The organism is Spirillospora sp. NPDC052269 (genome assembly GCF_040679435.1).
Taxonomy (GTDB): Bacteria; Actinomycetota; Actinomycetes; order Streptosporangiales; family Streptosporangiaceae; genus Spirillospora.
The window spans coordinates 14,958-31,378 of the sequence record NZ_JBFAUU010000023.1 but is presented as its reverse complement, the minus strand read 5'-3'; the positions used below and the strand labels follow the sequence as shown (position 1 = coordinate 31,378).

Below are 16,421 nucleotides of genomic sequence, written 5' to 3'. Positions count from 1 at the left end.
CCTAGGGTTTCGATCATGAAGAAGACGAGGATCACGGCACTCGCCGCCCTGCCGCTGTCGGCCGTCCTGCTGTCGGGGTGCGGTCAGGTGAGCGCGGGTGCCGCGGCGCTGGTGGGGGATGACCGGATCGGCGTCGCCACACTGAACGGGACCGTCCGGGAATGGAAGCCGCAGATCAATGCCGATCCCCAGGCCAACGCCATTCGGGATGAACAGCGCAAGCAGGAGTTGCTGGATCCCTCCAAGGTGAGCGAGCTCGACCTCCGCATGACCCTGAACACCATGGTCTACCTCAAGATCGCGGACCGGGCGGCGAAGGACAACGGGGTCGAGGCGACCGATGGGGACGTCTCCCAGGTCGTCGCGCTGCTGAACCAGGACCCGGCGGTGAACGCGGTGTCCCGGACCCTCCTGCTCGGCCTGCCGACGGACCGGGTGCGGGACATGGCGCGGTCGAAGGTGATCGAGCTCAAGCTGATCGAGCGGTTCGGCGCGGACCAGAACGCCCAGTCGCCCGCGACGCAGCAGGCGTTCAAGCGGGTGGCCAAGGCGTTCACGGACGCGGCGAAGGAGCTGAAGATCCGCCTCAACCCCCGGTACGGCGTGTACGACCCGGAGAAGATCACGATCGACCCGGTCGTGTACCGGCTGTCCGCTTTCGAATCAGGTGTGCATAACCCATGAGTCTCATCCTGCTGGCGACCTCCCACCGGGTCGCGCCCGGCCTGCTGACCTGGCGCGCCTGGGAGGCGCTGCGCTCGGCCCCGCGCGTGCTGGCGCGGAACGACCATCCGCTGCTGCCCTACCTCGCCGAGGCCGGGATCCACGCCGAGCAGGTCACCGATCCGGACCCGTCCGCGCTGGTCGACCTGGCGCGTCGGGAACCCGGGGTGGTCTGGGTCGCCGGGCAGGACGGCGATGAGCGGTTGATGCGCGAGATCGGGCAGCGGGTCGTGGACGATCCGCTCGACGTCGAGGCGCTGCACGGCTCGTACGACCTGCCGGGCGCGCGGCTCCTCGACCTGGTCACGGTCATGGACACGCTGCGCCGCGAGTGCCCGTGGGACCGCAAGCAGACCCACGAGTCGCTGATGAAGTACCTCCTGGAGGAGTCGTACGAGGTCGACGACGCGATCTCCGGCGGCGACTACGGCGCGCTGCGCGAGGAGCTCGGCGACGTGCTGATGCAGGTCGCGTTCCACGCGGTCGTGGCGTCCGAGCGGGACGACGACACCGCGTTCACCATCGACGACGTGGCCGCGGGGATCGTCGACAAGCTCGTCCGGCGGCACCCGCACGTGTTCGCGGACGTGACCGTCCGGGACGCCGACGAGGTGAACGCCAACTGGGAGCAGATCAAGGCGGCCGAGCGGGCGGAGAAGAAGGGCGAGGCAGCCTCGGTGCTGGACGGCGTCCCGATGGGGCAGCCCGCGCTGAGTCTCGCCGCGCAGCTGCAGCGCCGCGCGGCGCGCGTAGAGCTGCCCGAGGACGACTACGAGGTGGCCGGCTCCGACCTCGGATCCCGGCTGTTCTCGCTGGTCAGGCAGGCTCAGGCGGAGGGTGTGGACGCCGAGGCCGAACTGCGCGCGGCGGCCCGGGCGTTCGCGGACCGTGTCCGCGCGTGGGAGCGGAAGCACCCCGCCGAATCGGAGTGACGGCGGCCGGGTGACCGCGTCCGGGTGATCGTCCCAGGGCGTCTCAGGGCCGTTGCCACGGGCCCTGCGACCGGATCCGGACCGTCCCGAGGAAGATCGGCGAAGGTCTGGCCGGGGCTTGGTCAGCCGTTTACCCTGGGGCGGTGCTGCCTGGACTGCGGGACGACGAGACGCCGGACAAGCTCCGGGCCGTGCGCGGGCTGTTCGGCTTCGCGACGCTGGCCGGGGTGCTGGTCGCGCTCCTGCTGCTGCCGGCGGCCTTCACCGCGGGGGTGTCCACGCGCGACGCCGCCGGCTGGTTCGAGGACGTCCCGGACGGCGTCGACACCAGCGGCGTGCCGGAGCGGTCCACGATCCTCGCGGCGGACGGCAGCTCGATCGCGACGTTCTACTTCCAGAACCGGATCGACGTCCCGTTCGCCAAGATCGCGCCGGTCGCGCGGCAGGCCGTCCTGGCGATCGAGGACAGCCGGTTCTACCAGCACGGCGCGCTCGACTCCAAGGGCACGCTGCGCGCGCTGATCAGCAACCTCGGGCACGGGCAGGTCACCCAGGGCGGGTCGGGCATCACCCAGCAGTACGTCAAGAACCTGCTGCTCACCCAGGCCACCACCGCGACCCAGCGCAAGGACGCGACGGAGCTGTCGGCGGGACGCAAGATGCGCGAGCTGCGGTACGCGGTCGCGATGGAGAAGCGGTACTCCAAGGACGAGATCCTGCGCCGCTACCTGAACATCGCCTACTTCGGGGACGGCGCGTACGGCGTCGAGGCGGCGTCCCGGCACTACTTCTCCAAGCACGCGGCGCAGCTGAACCTGCCGGAGGCGGCACTGCTCGCGGGCATCGTCCGCTACCCCTTCGCCTACGACCCGGTGAACCACCCGGACGCCGCGCGCCAGCGCCGCGACGTGGTGCTCGCCCGGATGGCCCAGCTGGGATGGATCCCGCAGGCCACCGCGGACGCCGCCGCCAAGCAGCCCGTCCAGCTCCACGTGCACCAGGCGCGCAACGGCTGCGTGAGCAGTTCCGCGCCGTTCTTCTGCGACTACGTGCAGCGGGAGATCCTGACGAACGCGGCGTTCGGGAAGACGAAGGCGGACCGGGAGAAGCTGCTCAAGCAGGGCGGCCTCACGATCCGGACGACGCTGAACTGGAAGACGCAGAACGCGGCGCAGAAGGCGGTGGACGGCCACGTCCCGCCGCGCAACTCCGCGCACAAGGCCGCCGCCGAGGCGCTGGTCGAGCCGGGCACGGGCGCGATCCGCGGGATGGCCGTCGACCGCGACCTCGGCCCGGACAACCAGCGCGGCAAGACCTGGATCAACTTCGCCGCCGACGCCGACCACGGGTCGAGCATCGGCATGCAGTCCGGGTCCACGTTCAAGGTGTTCACGCTGGCCGCCGCGCTCCAGGACGACATGCCGTTCGGGACCATGATGGACGCGCCGACGTCGTTCACCCCGACCGGCTACCGGAACTGCGACGGCAAGCGGGTCGGCGACCCGAACGCCTCGCTGCGCAACTCCGCCGACGGCGAGGGCGGCCAGCAGTTCTCGCTGGTCACGGGCACCTGGCACTCGGTGAACACCTTCTTCCTCGGCCTCGAGAAGGAGATCGGGCTCTGCGAGACCGTGCAGATGGCCGAGAAGCTCGGGATGCGGCAGGCCAACGGGAAGCCGCTGGAGGAGTACCCGTCCTTCACGCTCGGCTTCAACCCGGTGTCGCCGCTGCGGCTCGCCTCGGCCTACGCGACGTTCGCCGCGCGCGGGAAGTACTGCCGTCCGGTCGCGATCACGTCGGTGACCGACACGAACGGCAAGGCGATGAAGGTGCCGTCGGCGGGCTGCAAGCAGGTGCTCGACAAGGGCGTCGCGGACGCCGTGAACTACATCCTGCAGGGCGTGCTCACGAAGGGCACCGCGGCCGGGTCGGGGATCGGGCGCCCGGCGGCCGGGAAGACCGGCACGGTGGACAACTTCTCCGCCGCCTGGTTCGCCGGGTACACACCGGACCTGGCGTCCGCGGTGTGGGTCGGCGACCCGCGCGGCGGCTACAAGTACCCGATGGACAACCTGTGCATGAGCGGGGAGTGCTACGGCGAGGTGTTCGGCGCGACGATCCCGGCGCCGATCTGGCAGGACACGATGTCGGCCGCGCTGGACGGCACGTCCGGGACCGATTTCCACAGTCCGCCGTCGCACTACTTCAGCATGGGCGACGGCGAGACCGACCCGTCCAAGAAGGACAAGAAGGATAAGAAGGGCAAGAAGGGTGGCGACAAGAAGGGTGGCGGCACCTCGCCGACCACCCCGCCGTCCCCGACCCTCTCGCCGAGTCCCCAGCCCTGATCCGAGAGCCGTGCAGGGCTCTGACCTGCGCGGTCGTGTGGTTTCCCGAACCCCTGGGTAGATCATCCCCGACGGGGGGAAGACGAGGGGAGCCGCATGCGTGCCATCGCCGTGTCGGAGTACGGCGCCACGCCGTCGCTCATGGACCTCGACCGGCCGGAGCCCGGACCGGGCGAGATCCTGGTCAAGCTGGTCGCCGCGGGGATGAACCCGTTCGACTGGAAGGTCGCCGACGGCTACCTGAAGGACGTCCTCGAGGCGCGGTTCCCGCTGATCCTCGGCCAGGACGGCGCGGGCGTGGTCGAGGCGGTCGGCGAGGGCGTCGACCGGTTCCGGGTGGGCGACCAGGTGTACGGGTCGTTCGGCGGCATCCCGCGAGGCCTCGGCAGCTACGCCGAGTTCGCCATCGGCGCGCAGGACGGCCCGGTCGCGACGATGCCGCAGAAGATGGTCTACAGCCAGGCGGCGGCCGTCCCGACGGCGAGCATGACCGCCTACAACATGGTCGAGAAGGCCAAGGTGGAGGACGGGAAGAACGTCCTGATCATCGGCGCGACCGGCGGTGTCGGGCAGGCCGCGGTGCAGTTCGCGGCGCTGAAGGGCGGCTACGTGATCGCCACCGCGCCGCCCGACATGACCGAGATGATGCTCACCCTCGGCGCGGACGAGACCGTCGACCACCGCGACGGCGACCTGTTCGAGTCGATCACCGAGGCCCACCCGGACGGCCTGGACGTCCTGATCGACCTGGTCGACGACGAGCGGCGGCTCGACCTGCTGGCCGGGGTGCTGAAGAAGGGCGGCGTCGTCCTGTCCACGATCGGGCAGGCGAACACGGCGGGCCTGAAGAAGCGCGGCATCAAGGCCTACAACTTCCAGAACAAGGCGTCCGGTGAGCTGCTCACGGTCCTCGCCGAGCTGATCGACCGCGGGAAGTTCTCGGTGCGCGTCAGCCGCGAGGTCGACCTGTCCGAGACGCCCGCGGCGATCGCCGAAGCCAAGCGCGGCGGGGCGCGCGGCAAGACCGTGATCCGCCTCTGAGCGCGGCTGGAGACGGCCCGATGGGCGGAGCGTCCGGCCTGATGAAGTCCTTCGAACCGGCCGCGGAGCGGGGGCGCGGCGGCCCGGAGGGGCTGCGCGCCTTCCTCGCCACCGAGACCGGCAGCACGCTGGTGCTGCTCGCCGCGACGGCGGCCGGGCTGCTCTGGGCGAACCTGCCCTTCCGCGACACCTACGAGCACTTCTGGGAGACCGAGCTCTCGGTCATCCTCGGCCACCACGTGCTGGGCCTGACCCTCAGGGAGTGGGTCAACGATGGGCTGATGGCGCTGTTCTTCTTCGTCATCGGCCTGGAGATCAGCCGCGAGGTCAAGGTCGGGCAGCTGCGCGACCGGCGCGTCGTGGCCGTCCCGGCGGTGGCCGCGCTCGGCGGGATGATCGTCCCGGCGCTGCTCTACTACGCGGTCAACGTCGGCGGGCCCGGCTCGGGCGGCTGGGGCATCCCGATGGCGTCCGACACGGCGTTCGTGCTGGGGCTGCTGGCGGTGATCGGCGCGCGCTGCCCGGACCCGCTGCGGGTGTTCCTGCTGACCCTGGCAGTCGTGGACGACGTGGGCGCGATCCTGGTCGTCGCGATCTTCTACACCAAGGAGCTCGCGGTCGTGCCGCTGCTCGTCGCGTTCGGGCTGTTCGCGCTGATCGTGGCCGTCCGGTGGCTGCGGGTCGGGCGCGGGCCGGTCTACCTCCTGCTCGGGTTCCTGATGTGGGTGGCGGTGCTGCGCAGCGGCGTCCACCCGACGATCGCCGGGATCCTGCTGGGCGTCCTGGTGAACGTGTACGCGCCGCCCGACACCGCGCGGCTGCGCGCCGGGGAGCTGATGCAGAGGCTTCAGCGGAACCCGAGCCCGGAGCTGGCGCGGGAGCTGCACCGCTCGGTCGTGTCGACCGTGTCGGTCAACGAGCGGCTCCAGTACATGCTGCATCCGTGGACGGGCTACGTGATCGTCCCGCTGTTCGCGCTGGCCAACGCGGGCGTCCGGCTCGACCCGGAGTCGCTGCGCCGGGCCGCGACATCCCCGGTCACGCTCGGCGTGATGCTCGGCCTGGTCGTCGGCAAGTTCGCCGGGATCGCGCTCGGCACCTGGATCCCGCTCCGGATGAACTGGGGCGACCTGCCCGGGAGCCTGGTGTGGGGGCAGCTGCTCGGCGGCGCGGCGGTCGCGGGCATCGGGTTCACGGTGTCGCTGTTCATCACCGACCTCGCCTTCAACGACCGGCCGGACCTGCAGTCCCAGGCGAAGATCGGCATCCTGGCCGGGTCGCTGCTGGCCGCCGGGCTCGGCTGGGTGATCTTCCGGCTGGCCTGGAACCGGGGAGGCGTGTGCGCCCCGGTCTCGGCCGTGGCGGTGCCGGTCGCCGCGCGCGAGCCGCTGCCGCCCGTCACGTCCGCCGACCACGTCCTCGGTCCGCCGGACGCCCCGGTCACGCTGATCGAGTACGGCGACTACGAGTGCCCGTTCTGCGGGGCCGTCCAGCCCGTCGTGGACGAGCTGAAGGAGCGGTTCGGGGACCGGCTGCGGCTGGTGTTCCGGCACTTCCCGCTCCAGGAGATCCACCCGCACGCGATGCCCGCGGCGCTGGTCGCCGAGGCCGCGGCGTCCCACGGGAGGTTCTGGGAGATGCACCGTCTGCTGTTCGAGCACCAGCTCGCGCTGAACGACCGCGACCTGCTCGCCTACTCGGAACGGCTGGGCTTCTTCCCCTGGGAGGACGTCAGGGAGCTGGAACGCAGGGTGGGAGAGGTCAGGAGGGGCGGGAAGCGGGCGGGTGTCACCGGGACGCCGACGTTCTTCCTGAACGGCGTCGAGTACGGGGGCTCCCACGATCTGGACGCGTTCTCCGCCGCCGTCGAGGCGGCCATCGCCTCGGCGGGCGGCCGGAACGGCCGGCCGGGTTCATCGGAGTAGTCGCGAGGAGGGGCGGCCGGGACGGTCAGTCCGGTTCCGCGGAGTAGCCGCCGGGGCGGGTCTGCGCGTGCAGGTCGTCGGCGAAGGCGTCCTCGTCCGGGCACTCGCCCCCGGGGCCCCGGATGGCGGTGATCTCGGCGGGACGGTCCTCCCAGGCGGTCTCCTCGCGCCGCCGGTCGCCGCGCCGGTACTCCTCGCCGGTCTCGCGGAGGATGCCGAGCCGTCCGTCCCCGGGGTCGGGATCGTCCTGGATCACCAGGTCCTCGGGCGGATCCTCGATGTAGCGCTCGGTCGAGCGGGTCGTGTAGTCCTGCTCGTCGTCGCCCATCTCGGCCTCGTACCGCTGCTGCTCTTCCTCGTTGTCGTGTCGGCGGACCATACCGTTCCCCCTCCTTTGTCCCTTATTTGAGTGATTCCCGGGTCTGGCGTGCGTTATGTGCCCTGATGGACGGGAATATCATCCGGCATGAGCGCTTCTGACCTGCGAAAACGGCTGGAGAACGTCGAGGCGGCGCTGAACCGGCTGCGCGGCCAGAACACCGGGCTCGGCGCCGAGTACGGCGCCATCCCGCAGGATTTCGGCGACTCCGGCCAAGATCTCCAGATGCGCGAGGAGATCGAGGGCCAGATCGCCGATCTGGAGGCCGAACGCGACCGGATCAAGAGGCAGCTGGGCGAGGAGGGCAGCCCGGACAAGACCGACCGGTCACGCCACTGATGCGTCGCCCGCCGCCCCCGGATCGCCCGCCGCCCCCGGATCGCCCGTTGATCCCGGGTCGCCCGTTGATCTCGGGTCGACCGCCGCGAGGGCGTCCGCTTCGGGGTTCTCTGCCCTGAAGTAGCGGTTCCGGACGACCACCAGCGCCGCCCAGTACCCGGCCAGGACGGCCCCCAGCACGGGGATCGCGGCCGGCGGGAGCGGCACCAGCCCGAGCGGCCCGGCCAGCGGCGACAGGGGCACGAGCAGCGCGGTCAGCGAGAGCAGCCAGGCCGCCGCGACGACCGTCCGGGCCGCCCGCGGAGATCCGCGGCGGCGGCCGCGGCCGCGCAGGACCAGCAGGGTGAGGGCCTGCCCGAGCAGGTTCTCCACCAGGAACCCGGTGTGGAACAGCGCCTCGCCGCCCGCGCCCGTCCGGACGTCCAGCAGCCACCAGAACAGCCCGAACGAGACCAGGTCGAAGAACGCGCCGAGCGGCCCGAACACGGCCACGAACCGGGCCAGGTCGCGCGGGTCGAAGGTCCGGGGGCCGCGCAGGGACGCCGGGTCGACCCGGTCCTGGGCCAGGGAGAGCTGCGAGACGTCGAACAGCAGGTTCTGGACGAGCACCTGGAGCGGCAGCAGCGGCATGAACGGCAGCAGCACGCTCGCCGCCAGCATGGACACGACGTTCCCCAGGTTCGAGGTCACCGCGATCCGGATGTACTTGACGCCGTTGCCGAACGTCCGGCGGCCCTCGGTGATGCCGTGCGCGAGGACCGACAGGTCGCGGCCCGCCAGGACCACGTCGGCCGACTCGCGGGCCAGGTCCACCGCGCCGGTGACCGAGATCCCGACGTCGGCGGCCCGCAGCGCGGGCGCGTCGTTGATGCCGTCGCCGAGGAACCCGACCGTCCGGCCGGTGCGGCGCAGCGCGCCGACGACCCGGGCCTTCTGGCGCGGGTCGACCCGGGCGAACACCGGGGTGGCGCCGTCCGGCGTGAACGAGCCGTCGGGGCGGGTGAGCAGGGCGTCCAGCTCGGCGCCCGTGAGGTCGTCCAGCTCCGTGCCGAGCACCACGCGGCCCGGGGTGAGGCCGGTGTCCCGGCAGGTCCGGACGGCGACGAGGGGGTGGTCGCCGGTCACCACGACCAGCGCCACGCCGAGCCCGGCCAGCCGTTCGAGCGCGGCGGGGGCGGACGGGTCGGGCTCGTCCCGGAACCCGACGAATCCGACGAGCGTGAGGCCGCGCTCGTCGCCGGGCGCGTAGTCGCGGCGGGAGGCCGGACGGTCCGCCACGCCCACCGCGAGCAGCCGCTCGCCGGTCGCGGACCGCTCCTCGGTGAGCGCCGCGAGCCGGTCCCGCTCGTCCGGCGTGAGCGGCACGTCGCCCGCCGCGGTCCGGACGCGGTCGCAGAGCGGCAGGACGTCCTCGACCGCGCCCTTGGTGACCAGCAGGTCGCGGCCCAGGTGGCCGTCCCGGCGCAGCACCACGGTCGCGCGGCGGCGGTCGGAGTCGAACGGGACGGCGTCGACGGCGTGGACGTCGTCGGACGGCGGCTCGGCGCCGTCCAGCAGCGCGTCGTCCATGGTGTCGCCGGCGGCCTCGGGCACCAGCTCGGCCGCGAACCAGGCGTTCAGCCGGGCCCAGCGCAGGACCTCCTCGTCCGGCCCGCCCGACGCGTCCACATGGGACGTCAGCGACAGCCGGTCGAGGGTGAGCGTGCCGGTCTTGTCGGCGCACAGCGTGTCCATCGCGCCGAGGTCGTGGACGGCGGGCAGCCGCTTGACGATCACGCCGTCCCGGGTCAGCGCCGCCGCGCCGCGCGCCAGCGTGGTCGTCACGACCAGCGGCAGCATCTCGGGGGTGAGCGCGACCGCGATCGACACCGAGAACAGCAGCGCGTGCGACCACGGGGTGCGGCCGGGCTCGGTGAACAGCAGCGCGATCGGCACGGCCGCCGCGACCATCGCGATCAGCGCCCAGGACACCGTCCGGACGCCGCGGTCGAACGCGGTCTCCGGCGCGGCGCGCGGGACGTCCCGCTGGAGCGCGGCGAAGTGGGTGCGCGGGCCGGTCGCGATCGTCACGGCCGTGCCGGTGCCGCTGACCACGCTCGTCCCCATCAGGCACAGCTCGGGACGGTCGAACAGCGGCGTGTCCGGATCGGGCGGCGGCGCGGCCCGTCCCGTCCACGCGGCGCGCTTGGCGGCGGGCAGCGACTCGCCGGTCAGGACGGCCTGGTCGACGCGCAGCCCGGTCGCGCTCAGCAGCCGCAGGTCGGCCGGGACCATGTCGCCGGGCGCGAGCCGCACCACGTCCCCCGGGACGACCTGCTCGACCGGCACCTCCCGCTCGACGCCGGCGGATCCGGCGTCGGCGCGGCGCAGCACGGTCGCGGTCGTCGTGGTGAGGGCGCGCAGCTCGGCGGCGGCCCGGTTGCCGCGCCGCTCCTGGCGCAGCCGGAGCAGGGAGCTGAGCACGGCCAGCGAGCCGATCAGCGCCGCGCCCGCCGGGTCGCGGGTGACGGCGGTGACCGCGCTCAGCAGCACCAGGACCAGCACGAACGGGTCCCTGGCGACGACCAGCAGATGCCGCAGCAGGACGGCCCGCCCGGAGCCGGCGGACGTGGCCGTCGCCTCCTGGTGGAGCAGCCGGTCCTCGGCGTCGGCCTCGGTCAGCCCGCGCGCGGAGGTCTCCAGGCCGCGCAGCACCGACAGCGGCGGACGCTCCGCGTACCCGGCGAGCATGGCGTGGGAGCGGGGCAGGTCGGGCAGGTCGTCCGGCGCGTCCGCGGGCGGCGGGACGACCAGGTCCTCGGCGGCCGGGGCCGCGAGGCCGAACGGTTCGGACTCAGGCGCCGAGGCCACGGACGGGGGCCGCTTCCACGGGGACGCCCTGGAGGTGGGCGACCATCTGCGCGACGATCGCCGCGACGTGCGGGTCGTCCACCACGTAGACCTGGTGGCGGCCCTCCCGGCGGGACCGGACGAGCCCGGCCAGCTTGAGCTTGGCGAGGTGCTGGCTGACCGCGGGCACCGTGCCGCCGACCTTCTCGGCCAGCGAGCTGACGTCCTGCTCGCCCTGCGCGAGCACCCACACCATGTGCAGGCGCATCGTGGCGGCGAGCATGCCGAAGCGGCCCGCCGCCTCCTGGAGCAGCTCGGGCGAGAGCGTCTCCGGGGGCCGCGCCGTGTCCCGCGTCCGCTCCTTCACCGGTGCGCCTCCCGCCCGTTCGTGGCCCCGCCCGTGCGGCGCCGTCCATGAGCCGCCCCCGCGTGGGCGCCGCTCTGGTACGAGGGTATCCAAAACGCCCGTCCGACCGGGGGTGGGATCCGTCCGGTCCGGGGTGAGATCCGTCCGGCCGGATCGGCTCCGGAGGGCAACCTCTCGGCTGCGGCGCGCATCAAACGAGGTGAGTGCGGAGAACATTAAAGTGATTGCGCAAATGAGTGATCGCGGAGACACTGCTGGACGTACGGGGAAACGCGGAGGGAGCACCACTGAGCATGAAGCGGGGGAAGAAGGCGGCCGACGCCGCCACGCTGTCGCTCGGCGTCCGGATGGCGGAGGTCGAGGCGCTGTACACGGGCGCGCTGACCGCGGACACCACCTCGGGTGAGGCGGAGGCGCTGCGCGAACTGGCCCGCGCCGCCCGCCTGCTGTCCGCGCTGGCCGAGGTCGCGGCCGAGAGCGCCGGTGAGCCCGCCCGGGTGGCCGTCCCGCCGGCCGGCCGTGTCGTGGCCGGCCCGTCCGCGCCGCCGGTCAAGCCGCACGTCCGCAAGCGCATCACCCGCACCCAGCACACGGTCGACTGGATCATCACACGCAGCCGCCCCGGCCCGCACTAGGCGGCGGGCCGGGCGGGCGTGCCCGTCATGGTCAGCCCTGGCGGTCGACGGCCTGGCCGTCCTGGCTGACCAGGCGCGGGGCGGCCTCCGCCGGGGGAGCGGCCTGCGCGACCTGACGGGGTTCGGGTGAAGGGGAGGACGGGGACGCGGGGGCGTCCTCGTCCTTCTCCTTGTCGTGCAGGCCGTTCATCTCGGCCTTGAGGATCCGCGCGGACTGCCCGAGCGAGCGTGCCATCTTGGGCAGCTTCGCCGAGCCGAACAGCAGCAGAGCCACGATGATCACGATCAGCCAGTGCGACGGCGACAGCTCACCCATGGCGACTCGACTCCTTCCAGGGACGTTTCCATCACCACTCTAAAGTCATCGCGCAAGCGAGCAAACAACGGCCCGGTGAATCTCGTCCGCGGACGCCACCGGGCCGAGCTTCCGGAAGACGTAGTCGACGGCGAACTCGTGCGCGTGGGCGTCCACGCCGCTCATGGCGTCCTCGACGAAGATCGTCCGGAACCCGGCCTCTTCGGCGACGCGTCCGGTGGACTCGACGCCGAAGTTGGTCACCAGGCCGGTCAGGATGATCGTGTCGACGCCGCGCCTCCGCAGCTCGGCCTCGAGCTCGGTGTCCTGGAACGCGCCCCACGTCCGCTTCACGACCTCCACGTCGGACGCGGCGACCTCGATCTCGGGGGACAGGCCGCTGCCCGGAGGCTGCTCGTCCACGCCGGGACGCTCGACGCGCACCCAGAAGACCGACCCGCCGGCCTCGCGCAGGGCGTCCGCCAGTTTCAGCGACCGGGCGAGGACGTCCGTGCCGCTGTGCGGGGCGGTCGGCAGCGCGACGATCCGCTCCATCAGGTCGATCGCGACCAGGGCCGTGCGTTCAGGAGTCACAGTGATTTCGCTCATGTCGGACATAGTGGCACCGGATGGGCTACCGGGTCACCAGATCGGACGGGTCGGTGTTCGCCCCGCACACCACGATCGCGATCCGCTCGTCCGCCGCGGGCGTGTAGGCCCCGGTGAGCAGGGCCGCGAGCGCGGCGGCGGTGCCGTGCTCGGCGACGAGGCGGTGCCGCTCCCAGAGCGCCCGCCGCGCCTCGACGATCGCCTCGTCCGGCACCAGGACGGACCGGACGCCCGTCCGCCGCGCCACATCGAACGCGATCTCGCCGATCTCGGACGCGCCGAGCGAGTCGGACGCCACCCCCGACACCGCGACGGTCGTGCGTTCGCCCAGCTCAAGCGCCGTGTGCAGGGTCGGGCACCGCTCGGGCTCGACCGCGACGACCTTCGCCTCGCCGTCCAGCGCGGTCGCGATCCCGGCCATCAGGCCCCCGCCGCCGACCACGACCAGCGCCGTGTCGAACGCGCCGCCGGTCTGCTCCAGCAGCTCCAGCCCGATCGTGCCCTGGCCCGCGGCGATCTCCGGCTGGTCGTAGGCGTGGCAGAGCAGCGCGCCGGTGTCGGCGACGTCCTTGAGCGCGGCCTCCTGCGCGTCCGCGTACTTCTCGCCGACCGGACGGACGTCCGCGCCGAGCGCCCGCAGCTTCTCGACCTTCACGGCGGGCGCGTTGCGCGGCAGGAACACCCGCGCGGGCGTCCCGAGCCGTGCGGCGGCGTGCGCGACCCCGAGCCCGGCGTTCCCTCCGGACGCCGTGACCACCCCGGCGGACGGGAGGCCGTCCCGCTCGGCGGCGAGGAGCAGCCGGTTGAACGCGCCGCGCGCCTTGAACGACCCGCCGTGCTGCGTCTGCTCCAGCTTCAGCCACAGCGGGACGCCGAACGCGTCGCTCTCCATGACCGGCGTCCGCCGGACATGCCCGGCGATCCGGGCGGCGGCGGCGCGGACGTCCGACTTCTCGATCATGGAGGCTCCCTCGGGTGAGATCACGTCCCATCCTGCCCGCCCGGCGTCGCCGCGCAGCTCGGCGACGTCGTCGGTTCCGGCGAGGTCGGCTTGGGTGTGCCCGGCGTGCTCGGTTCCGGAGTGGTCGGACGCCGCGCCGGACGAGTGTTGTGGAGCTTCATGACCTGCTGGAGGCCGGGGGAGTCGGCGAGCGTCGGGCAGGCCCAGTCGGACTGGTGGCCCCACGAGTAGCTGATGTCGAACGCGGGCCGCGGCACCAGCGCGTCCCACTGCCTGAGGATGGTCGTGAGCTGCGCGGAGGTCGGCAACTTCCAGTTCTTCTCGCCCGCGCTGCACCCCTGTCCGAACGTCTGGACCACCGGCACCATCATCGCCCGCGCGAACCCGGCCCGGTCGGCCTGCGCGACCATCCTCCCGATCGCCTTCGGATCGCAGTCCGACGCGTCCGACCTGCACGGATACGGGTCCAGGCCGATCAGGTCCAGGTGCGTCGCGGACGGCTTGAGCGGCGTCATCGTCCAGTCGGTCAGCGACGCGAACGCCTTCTGGCCCGGCGCGTACCGGTGGATGAGGTCGGCGCGCTTACGGATCTGCCCCACGATGCCGGGGCACTCGGCGGGGTTCGGCTCGTCCGACAGGTACCAGCCGTAGACGCGCGGGTCGTGGGCGAGGCGCTGGACGGTCGAGCCGAAGTCGCTCGCGGACTGGTCGAAGCCGCCGCACGTGGTGTTCCCGACCCAGACCAGCGCGCGGCCGTCCCCGGGCAGCGAGCCGACCTCGTCCGGGCCGACGTCGAAGAGGGTGAAGCCGAGCGCCGAGGCCCGCGTCCGGTCGGAGGCGGGCATGTTGAGGGCGACGTGCAGCGTCCCGGACGTATGTCGCGGGGCCGCGACGGGCACGGCGGAGGCCGCCGAGCCGGACGAGGGGTGGACGAGGTAGCCGAAGACACCGCCCGCGAGTGCCGCGGTGGCGGCGATGGCGGCGAAGTGGTGAGTACGCAAGGCTCCTCCCGGGGGCGGGATGCGGGCGTCCCGCCGGACCCTGCTGCCCGGCGGCCGGACGCGATCGCCCTCCACCGTCCCCCGGCCACCGCCCGACGCCCGGGTCCCAGAACGAACGGGCATAAAAGAACCGCCCCGGGCGGGCCGGGGCGGCATCTACCGCAAGGTGTCAGGCGCGCTTCCAGCGCCACTGGCCGTTGGTGTACCGGACGCAGCGGTACCGCTTGCCCGTCTTGTACGCGTACCCGTAGTGCAGGCGCGCCGCCTTCGGGCAGTACGACCCCGGGGTGACGCACTCCCAGTGCTGGTGCACCTTGTGGGAGTGGCAGCGCGCGGCGGACACCGTCGGCGCGGACGCCTGGGCGGCGTTCGCCGGGGCGGTCACGCCGGTGACGACGCCGGTGGCCACGAGGCCGGTGGCGGCGGTGACGAGCAGCTTCCTGAGCATCGAGCTCCTTCTGGGGTGAAGGTGACATGAACGAAGTGGTGCACATCTAACTGGAATCCCGTGCTTATAAGGGCGAACACGGAGAACCAGGTATGTGGGGCAAGTTCACCTCAATGACACGGTGTGATCACTCGGGGTCAGTAGCGTCCGGGGCACGCCCCCCCACCAGCGAGGATCGCCATGCGCCGCCCCCTCGTCGCCGCCGTGACCGCCGTCGTCCTTGTCCCGATCTGGACACCCCCGACCCGCGCGGAGACGGGCACCGGGTTCCGGTTGCCGCAGCGGTTCTTCATCGCGCACCGGGCGTCCGGGTCGTTCCTCGCGCCGGAGAACACGGCTTCGGCGTTCGAGGCCGGGATCCGCGATCCGGACGCCGATCTGCTGGAGTTCGACGTCCAGGTGCTCAAGGACGGCGTCGGCGGCGTCTGGCACGACCTGTCCGTCGACCGCATCACGCCAGAGCGCGGACGCGTCGACGCCCGTACGAGCGAGCAGTTCAAGAAGCTCCGCATCGACGCGCACGCGTGGTTCGGCGGGACGGCCAAGGACACCCACCCGCTCCTCCTGGACGAGGTGCTGGCGAAGTACGCGCCGCGCAAGCAGCTCCTCGCTCACCCCAAGGACTCCCGCGCGGCTCGCCTCGTCATCAAGCACGTCGTCGCACGCCACCTCGCCGGGCACGTCCAGATGCAGACGGACCGGCTCGCGGACGCGGTGGCGGCACGGAAGGCGGGCATCACCGCGCAGTTCCTCGTCGGCACCGACCGTCAGGCGGACGCCGCCACGCCCTCGCAGGTCAAGAAGGCCGGGATCCAGCGCGTCTCGATCAACTCGCAGCTCTCGGACGCCCTGATCGCCCGGTACGTCCGGGCGGGGCTGGTCGTGGCGTGCTTCAACGTCGAGTCCCAGACGCGCCGCGACCGCCTGTACCGGCTCGGCGTGCGCGGGATCGACACCGACGACCCCGTCTACCTGCACGGATCCCGCTACCGTCGCACGTCCGACCCGTTCGCCACCGGCACGTACTGGCCGGGCCACATGGGCCAGGACCAGACCGCCGCCGCCATGACCCTCTACCAGCGCGGACGCTTCACCGCCCCCGGCTGGTGGACGATCCCGTACGGCCGCGCCGACCTCTACACCCGGCAGGGCTGGGCCACCCTCGGACGCTCCTCCACGCTGCGCGCGACCGTCCGCTTCGACCGGCTCAGCGCCCGGCGCGCCGACGCCGCCGCGATCCAGTTCTCCTCACCCACGGACGACCCGTACGGCGCCCGGACCGGTGGCTACGACCTCGCCCTACGCCAGGACGGCCGTCTCGACCTCTACAAGGACCACCGGCTGCTGACGTCCGTCCGGACCCCGCCGATCACCCGGCCCGGCACGACGGTGGGCGTCCAGGTGATCGTCGCGCCGTGGACGATCACCGTCCGGCGCGAGGGCGCCGGCGGGGCGACCGTGTCCGACACGTCCTATCGCGGGCGGTACCTCTACCTGGGCCGGATCAAGCCGTCCGGGCAGGACGGCCCTGAGGTCTCCTTCCGCGACGTCGCCGTGGAATGAAACGCGGACCCTCCTGGTTGAAGGTT

The 16,421-nt window shown here is 72.5% G+C and carries 16 protein-coding genes; 8 read left to right on the top strand and 8 right to left on the bottom strand.

The features are described 5' to 3' along the window. Positions 1-15: 15 nt before the first annotated feature. From AB0L06_RS37180 to nhaA, 5 genes are all read left to right on the top strand, one after another. Complete coding sequence (locus tag AB0L06_RS37180) at positions 16-684, top strand: SurA N-terminal domain-containing protein (RefSeq protein ID WP_500235897.1); 669 nt, start codon at positions 16-18, stop codon at positions 682-684. Next, positions 681-1,655, top strand: a complete 975-nt coding sequence (locus AB0L06_RS37175; protein WP_500235896.1) for a nucleoside triphosphate pyrophosphohydrolase — start codon at positions 681-683, stop codon at positions 1,653-1,655. The genes AB0L06_RS37180 and AB0L06_RS37175 overlap by 4 nt, the downstream gene beginning before the upstream one ends. Before the next feature lie 143 nt (positions 1,656-1,798). After that, the gene (locus AB0L06_RS37170) at positions 1,799-4,003 is read left to right on the top strand and encodes a transglycosylase domain-containing protein (protein WP_500235895.1); all 2,205 of its coding nucleotides are present in this window, start codon (positions 1,799-1,801) and stop codon (positions 4,001-4,003) included. Between the two features lie 96 nt (positions 4,004-4,099). Then, positions 4,100-5,044 (top strand): NADP-dependent oxidoreductase, encoded by a 945-nt coding sequence (locus tag AB0L06_RS37165; protein WP_500235894.1) that lies wholly within the window; start codon positions 4,100-4,102, stop codon positions 5,042-5,044. A gap of 41 nt (positions 5,045-5,085) precedes the next feature. Then, complete coding sequence (gene nhaA / locus AB0L06_RS37160; protein WP_500235893.1) at positions 5,086-6,969, top strand: Na+/H+ antiporter NhaA; 1,884 nt, start codon at positions 5,086-5,088, stop codon at positions 6,967-6,969. 25 nt (positions 6,970-6,994) lie between these two features. Here nhaA and AB0L06_RS37155 read toward each other — a convergent pair whose 3' ends face one another. After that, entirely contained in the window at positions 6,995-7,348 is a 354-nt protein-coding gene (locus AB0L06_RS37155) for a hypothetical protein (protein WP_500235892.1), read from the bottom strand. Between the two features lie 87 nt (positions 7,349-7,435). Between AB0L06_RS37155 and AB0L06_RS37150 the strand changes: the two genes are divergently transcribed. Then, positions 7,436-7,687 (top strand): hypothetical protein, encoded by a 252-nt coding sequence (locus AB0L06_RS37150; protein WP_500235891.1) that lies wholly within the window; start codon positions 7,436-7,438, stop codon positions 7,685-7,687. On the opposite strand, the gene mgtA is transcribed toward AB0L06_RS37150, so the two are convergent. After that, positions 7,676-10,537, bottom strand: a complete 2,862-nt coding sequence (mgtA, locus tag AB0L06_RS37145; RefSeq protein ID WP_500235890.1) for a magnesium-translocating P-type ATPase — start codon at positions 10,535-10,537, stop codon at positions 7,676-7,678. The two genes, AB0L06_RS37150 and mgtA, sit on opposite strands and share 12 nt — an antisense overlap. After that, positions 10,521-10,883 carry an ArsR/SmtB family transcription factor gene (locus AB0L06_RS37140; protein ID WP_500235889.1) on the bottom strand — a complete coding sequence of 121 codons (363 nt, stop codon included), beginning with the start codon at positions 10,881-10,883 and terminating at the stop codon, positions 10,521-10,523. The genes mgtA and AB0L06_RS37140 overlap by 17 nt, the downstream gene beginning before the upstream one ends. 293 nt (positions 10,884-11,176) lie before the next feature. Between AB0L06_RS37140 and AB0L06_RS37135 the strand changes: the two genes are divergently transcribed. After that, positions 11,177-11,518, top strand: a complete 342-nt coding sequence (locus tag AB0L06_RS37135) for a hypothetical protein (RefSeq protein WP_500235888.1) — start codon at positions 11,177-11,179, stop codon at positions 11,516-11,518. A 31-nt stretch (positions 11,519-11,549) separates the two neighbouring features. On the opposite strand, the gene tatA is transcribed toward AB0L06_RS37135, so the two are convergent. The 5 genes from tatA to AB0L06_RS37110 form a co-directional block, all read right to left on the bottom strand. Continuing rightward, positions 11,550-11,834: a Sec-independent protein translocase subunit TatA gene (gene tatA, locus AB0L06_RS37130; protein WP_500235887.1), complete on the bottom strand. Its 285-nt coding sequence runs from the start codon at positions 11,832-11,834 to the stop codon at positions 11,550-11,552. Positions 11,835-11,879: 45 nt separating this feature from the next. Continuing rightward, a complete protein-coding gene (locus AB0L06_RS37125) occupies positions 11,880-12,422 on the bottom strand; it encodes an isochorismatase family protein (protein WP_500235886.1) in 543 nt (180 codons plus the stop codon). A 25-nt stretch (positions 12,423-12,447) separates the two neighbouring features. Continuing rightward, positions 12,448-13,383, bottom strand: coding sequence for a threonine/serine dehydratase (locus AB0L06_RS37120; RefSeq protein ID WP_500235885.1), 936 nt, complete (start codon positions 13,381-13,383; stop codon positions 12,448-12,450). Positions 13,384-13,403: 20 nt separating this feature from the next. After that, complete coding sequence (locus AB0L06_RS37115; protein ID WP_500235884.1) at positions 13,404-14,384, bottom strand: hypothetical protein; 981 nt, start codon at positions 14,382-14,384, stop codon at positions 13,404-13,406. Between the two features lie 169 nt (positions 14,385-14,553). Then, complete coding sequence (locus AB0L06_RS37110) at positions 14,554-14,832, bottom strand: hypothetical protein (RefSeq protein ID WP_500235883.1); 279 nt, start codon at positions 14,830-14,832, stop codon at positions 14,554-14,556. A 180-nt stretch (positions 14,833-15,012) separates the two neighbouring features. On the opposite strand from AB0L06_RS37110, the gene AB0L06_RS37105 reads away from it, so the two are divergent. After that, positions 15,013-16,395 carry a glycerophosphodiester phosphodiesterase gene (locus tag AB0L06_RS37105; protein ID WP_500235882.1) on the top strand — a complete coding sequence of 461 codons (1,383 nt, stop codon included), beginning with the start codon at positions 15,013-15,015 and terminating at the stop codon, positions 16,393-16,395. Positions 16,396-16,421: the final 26 nt, after the last annotated feature.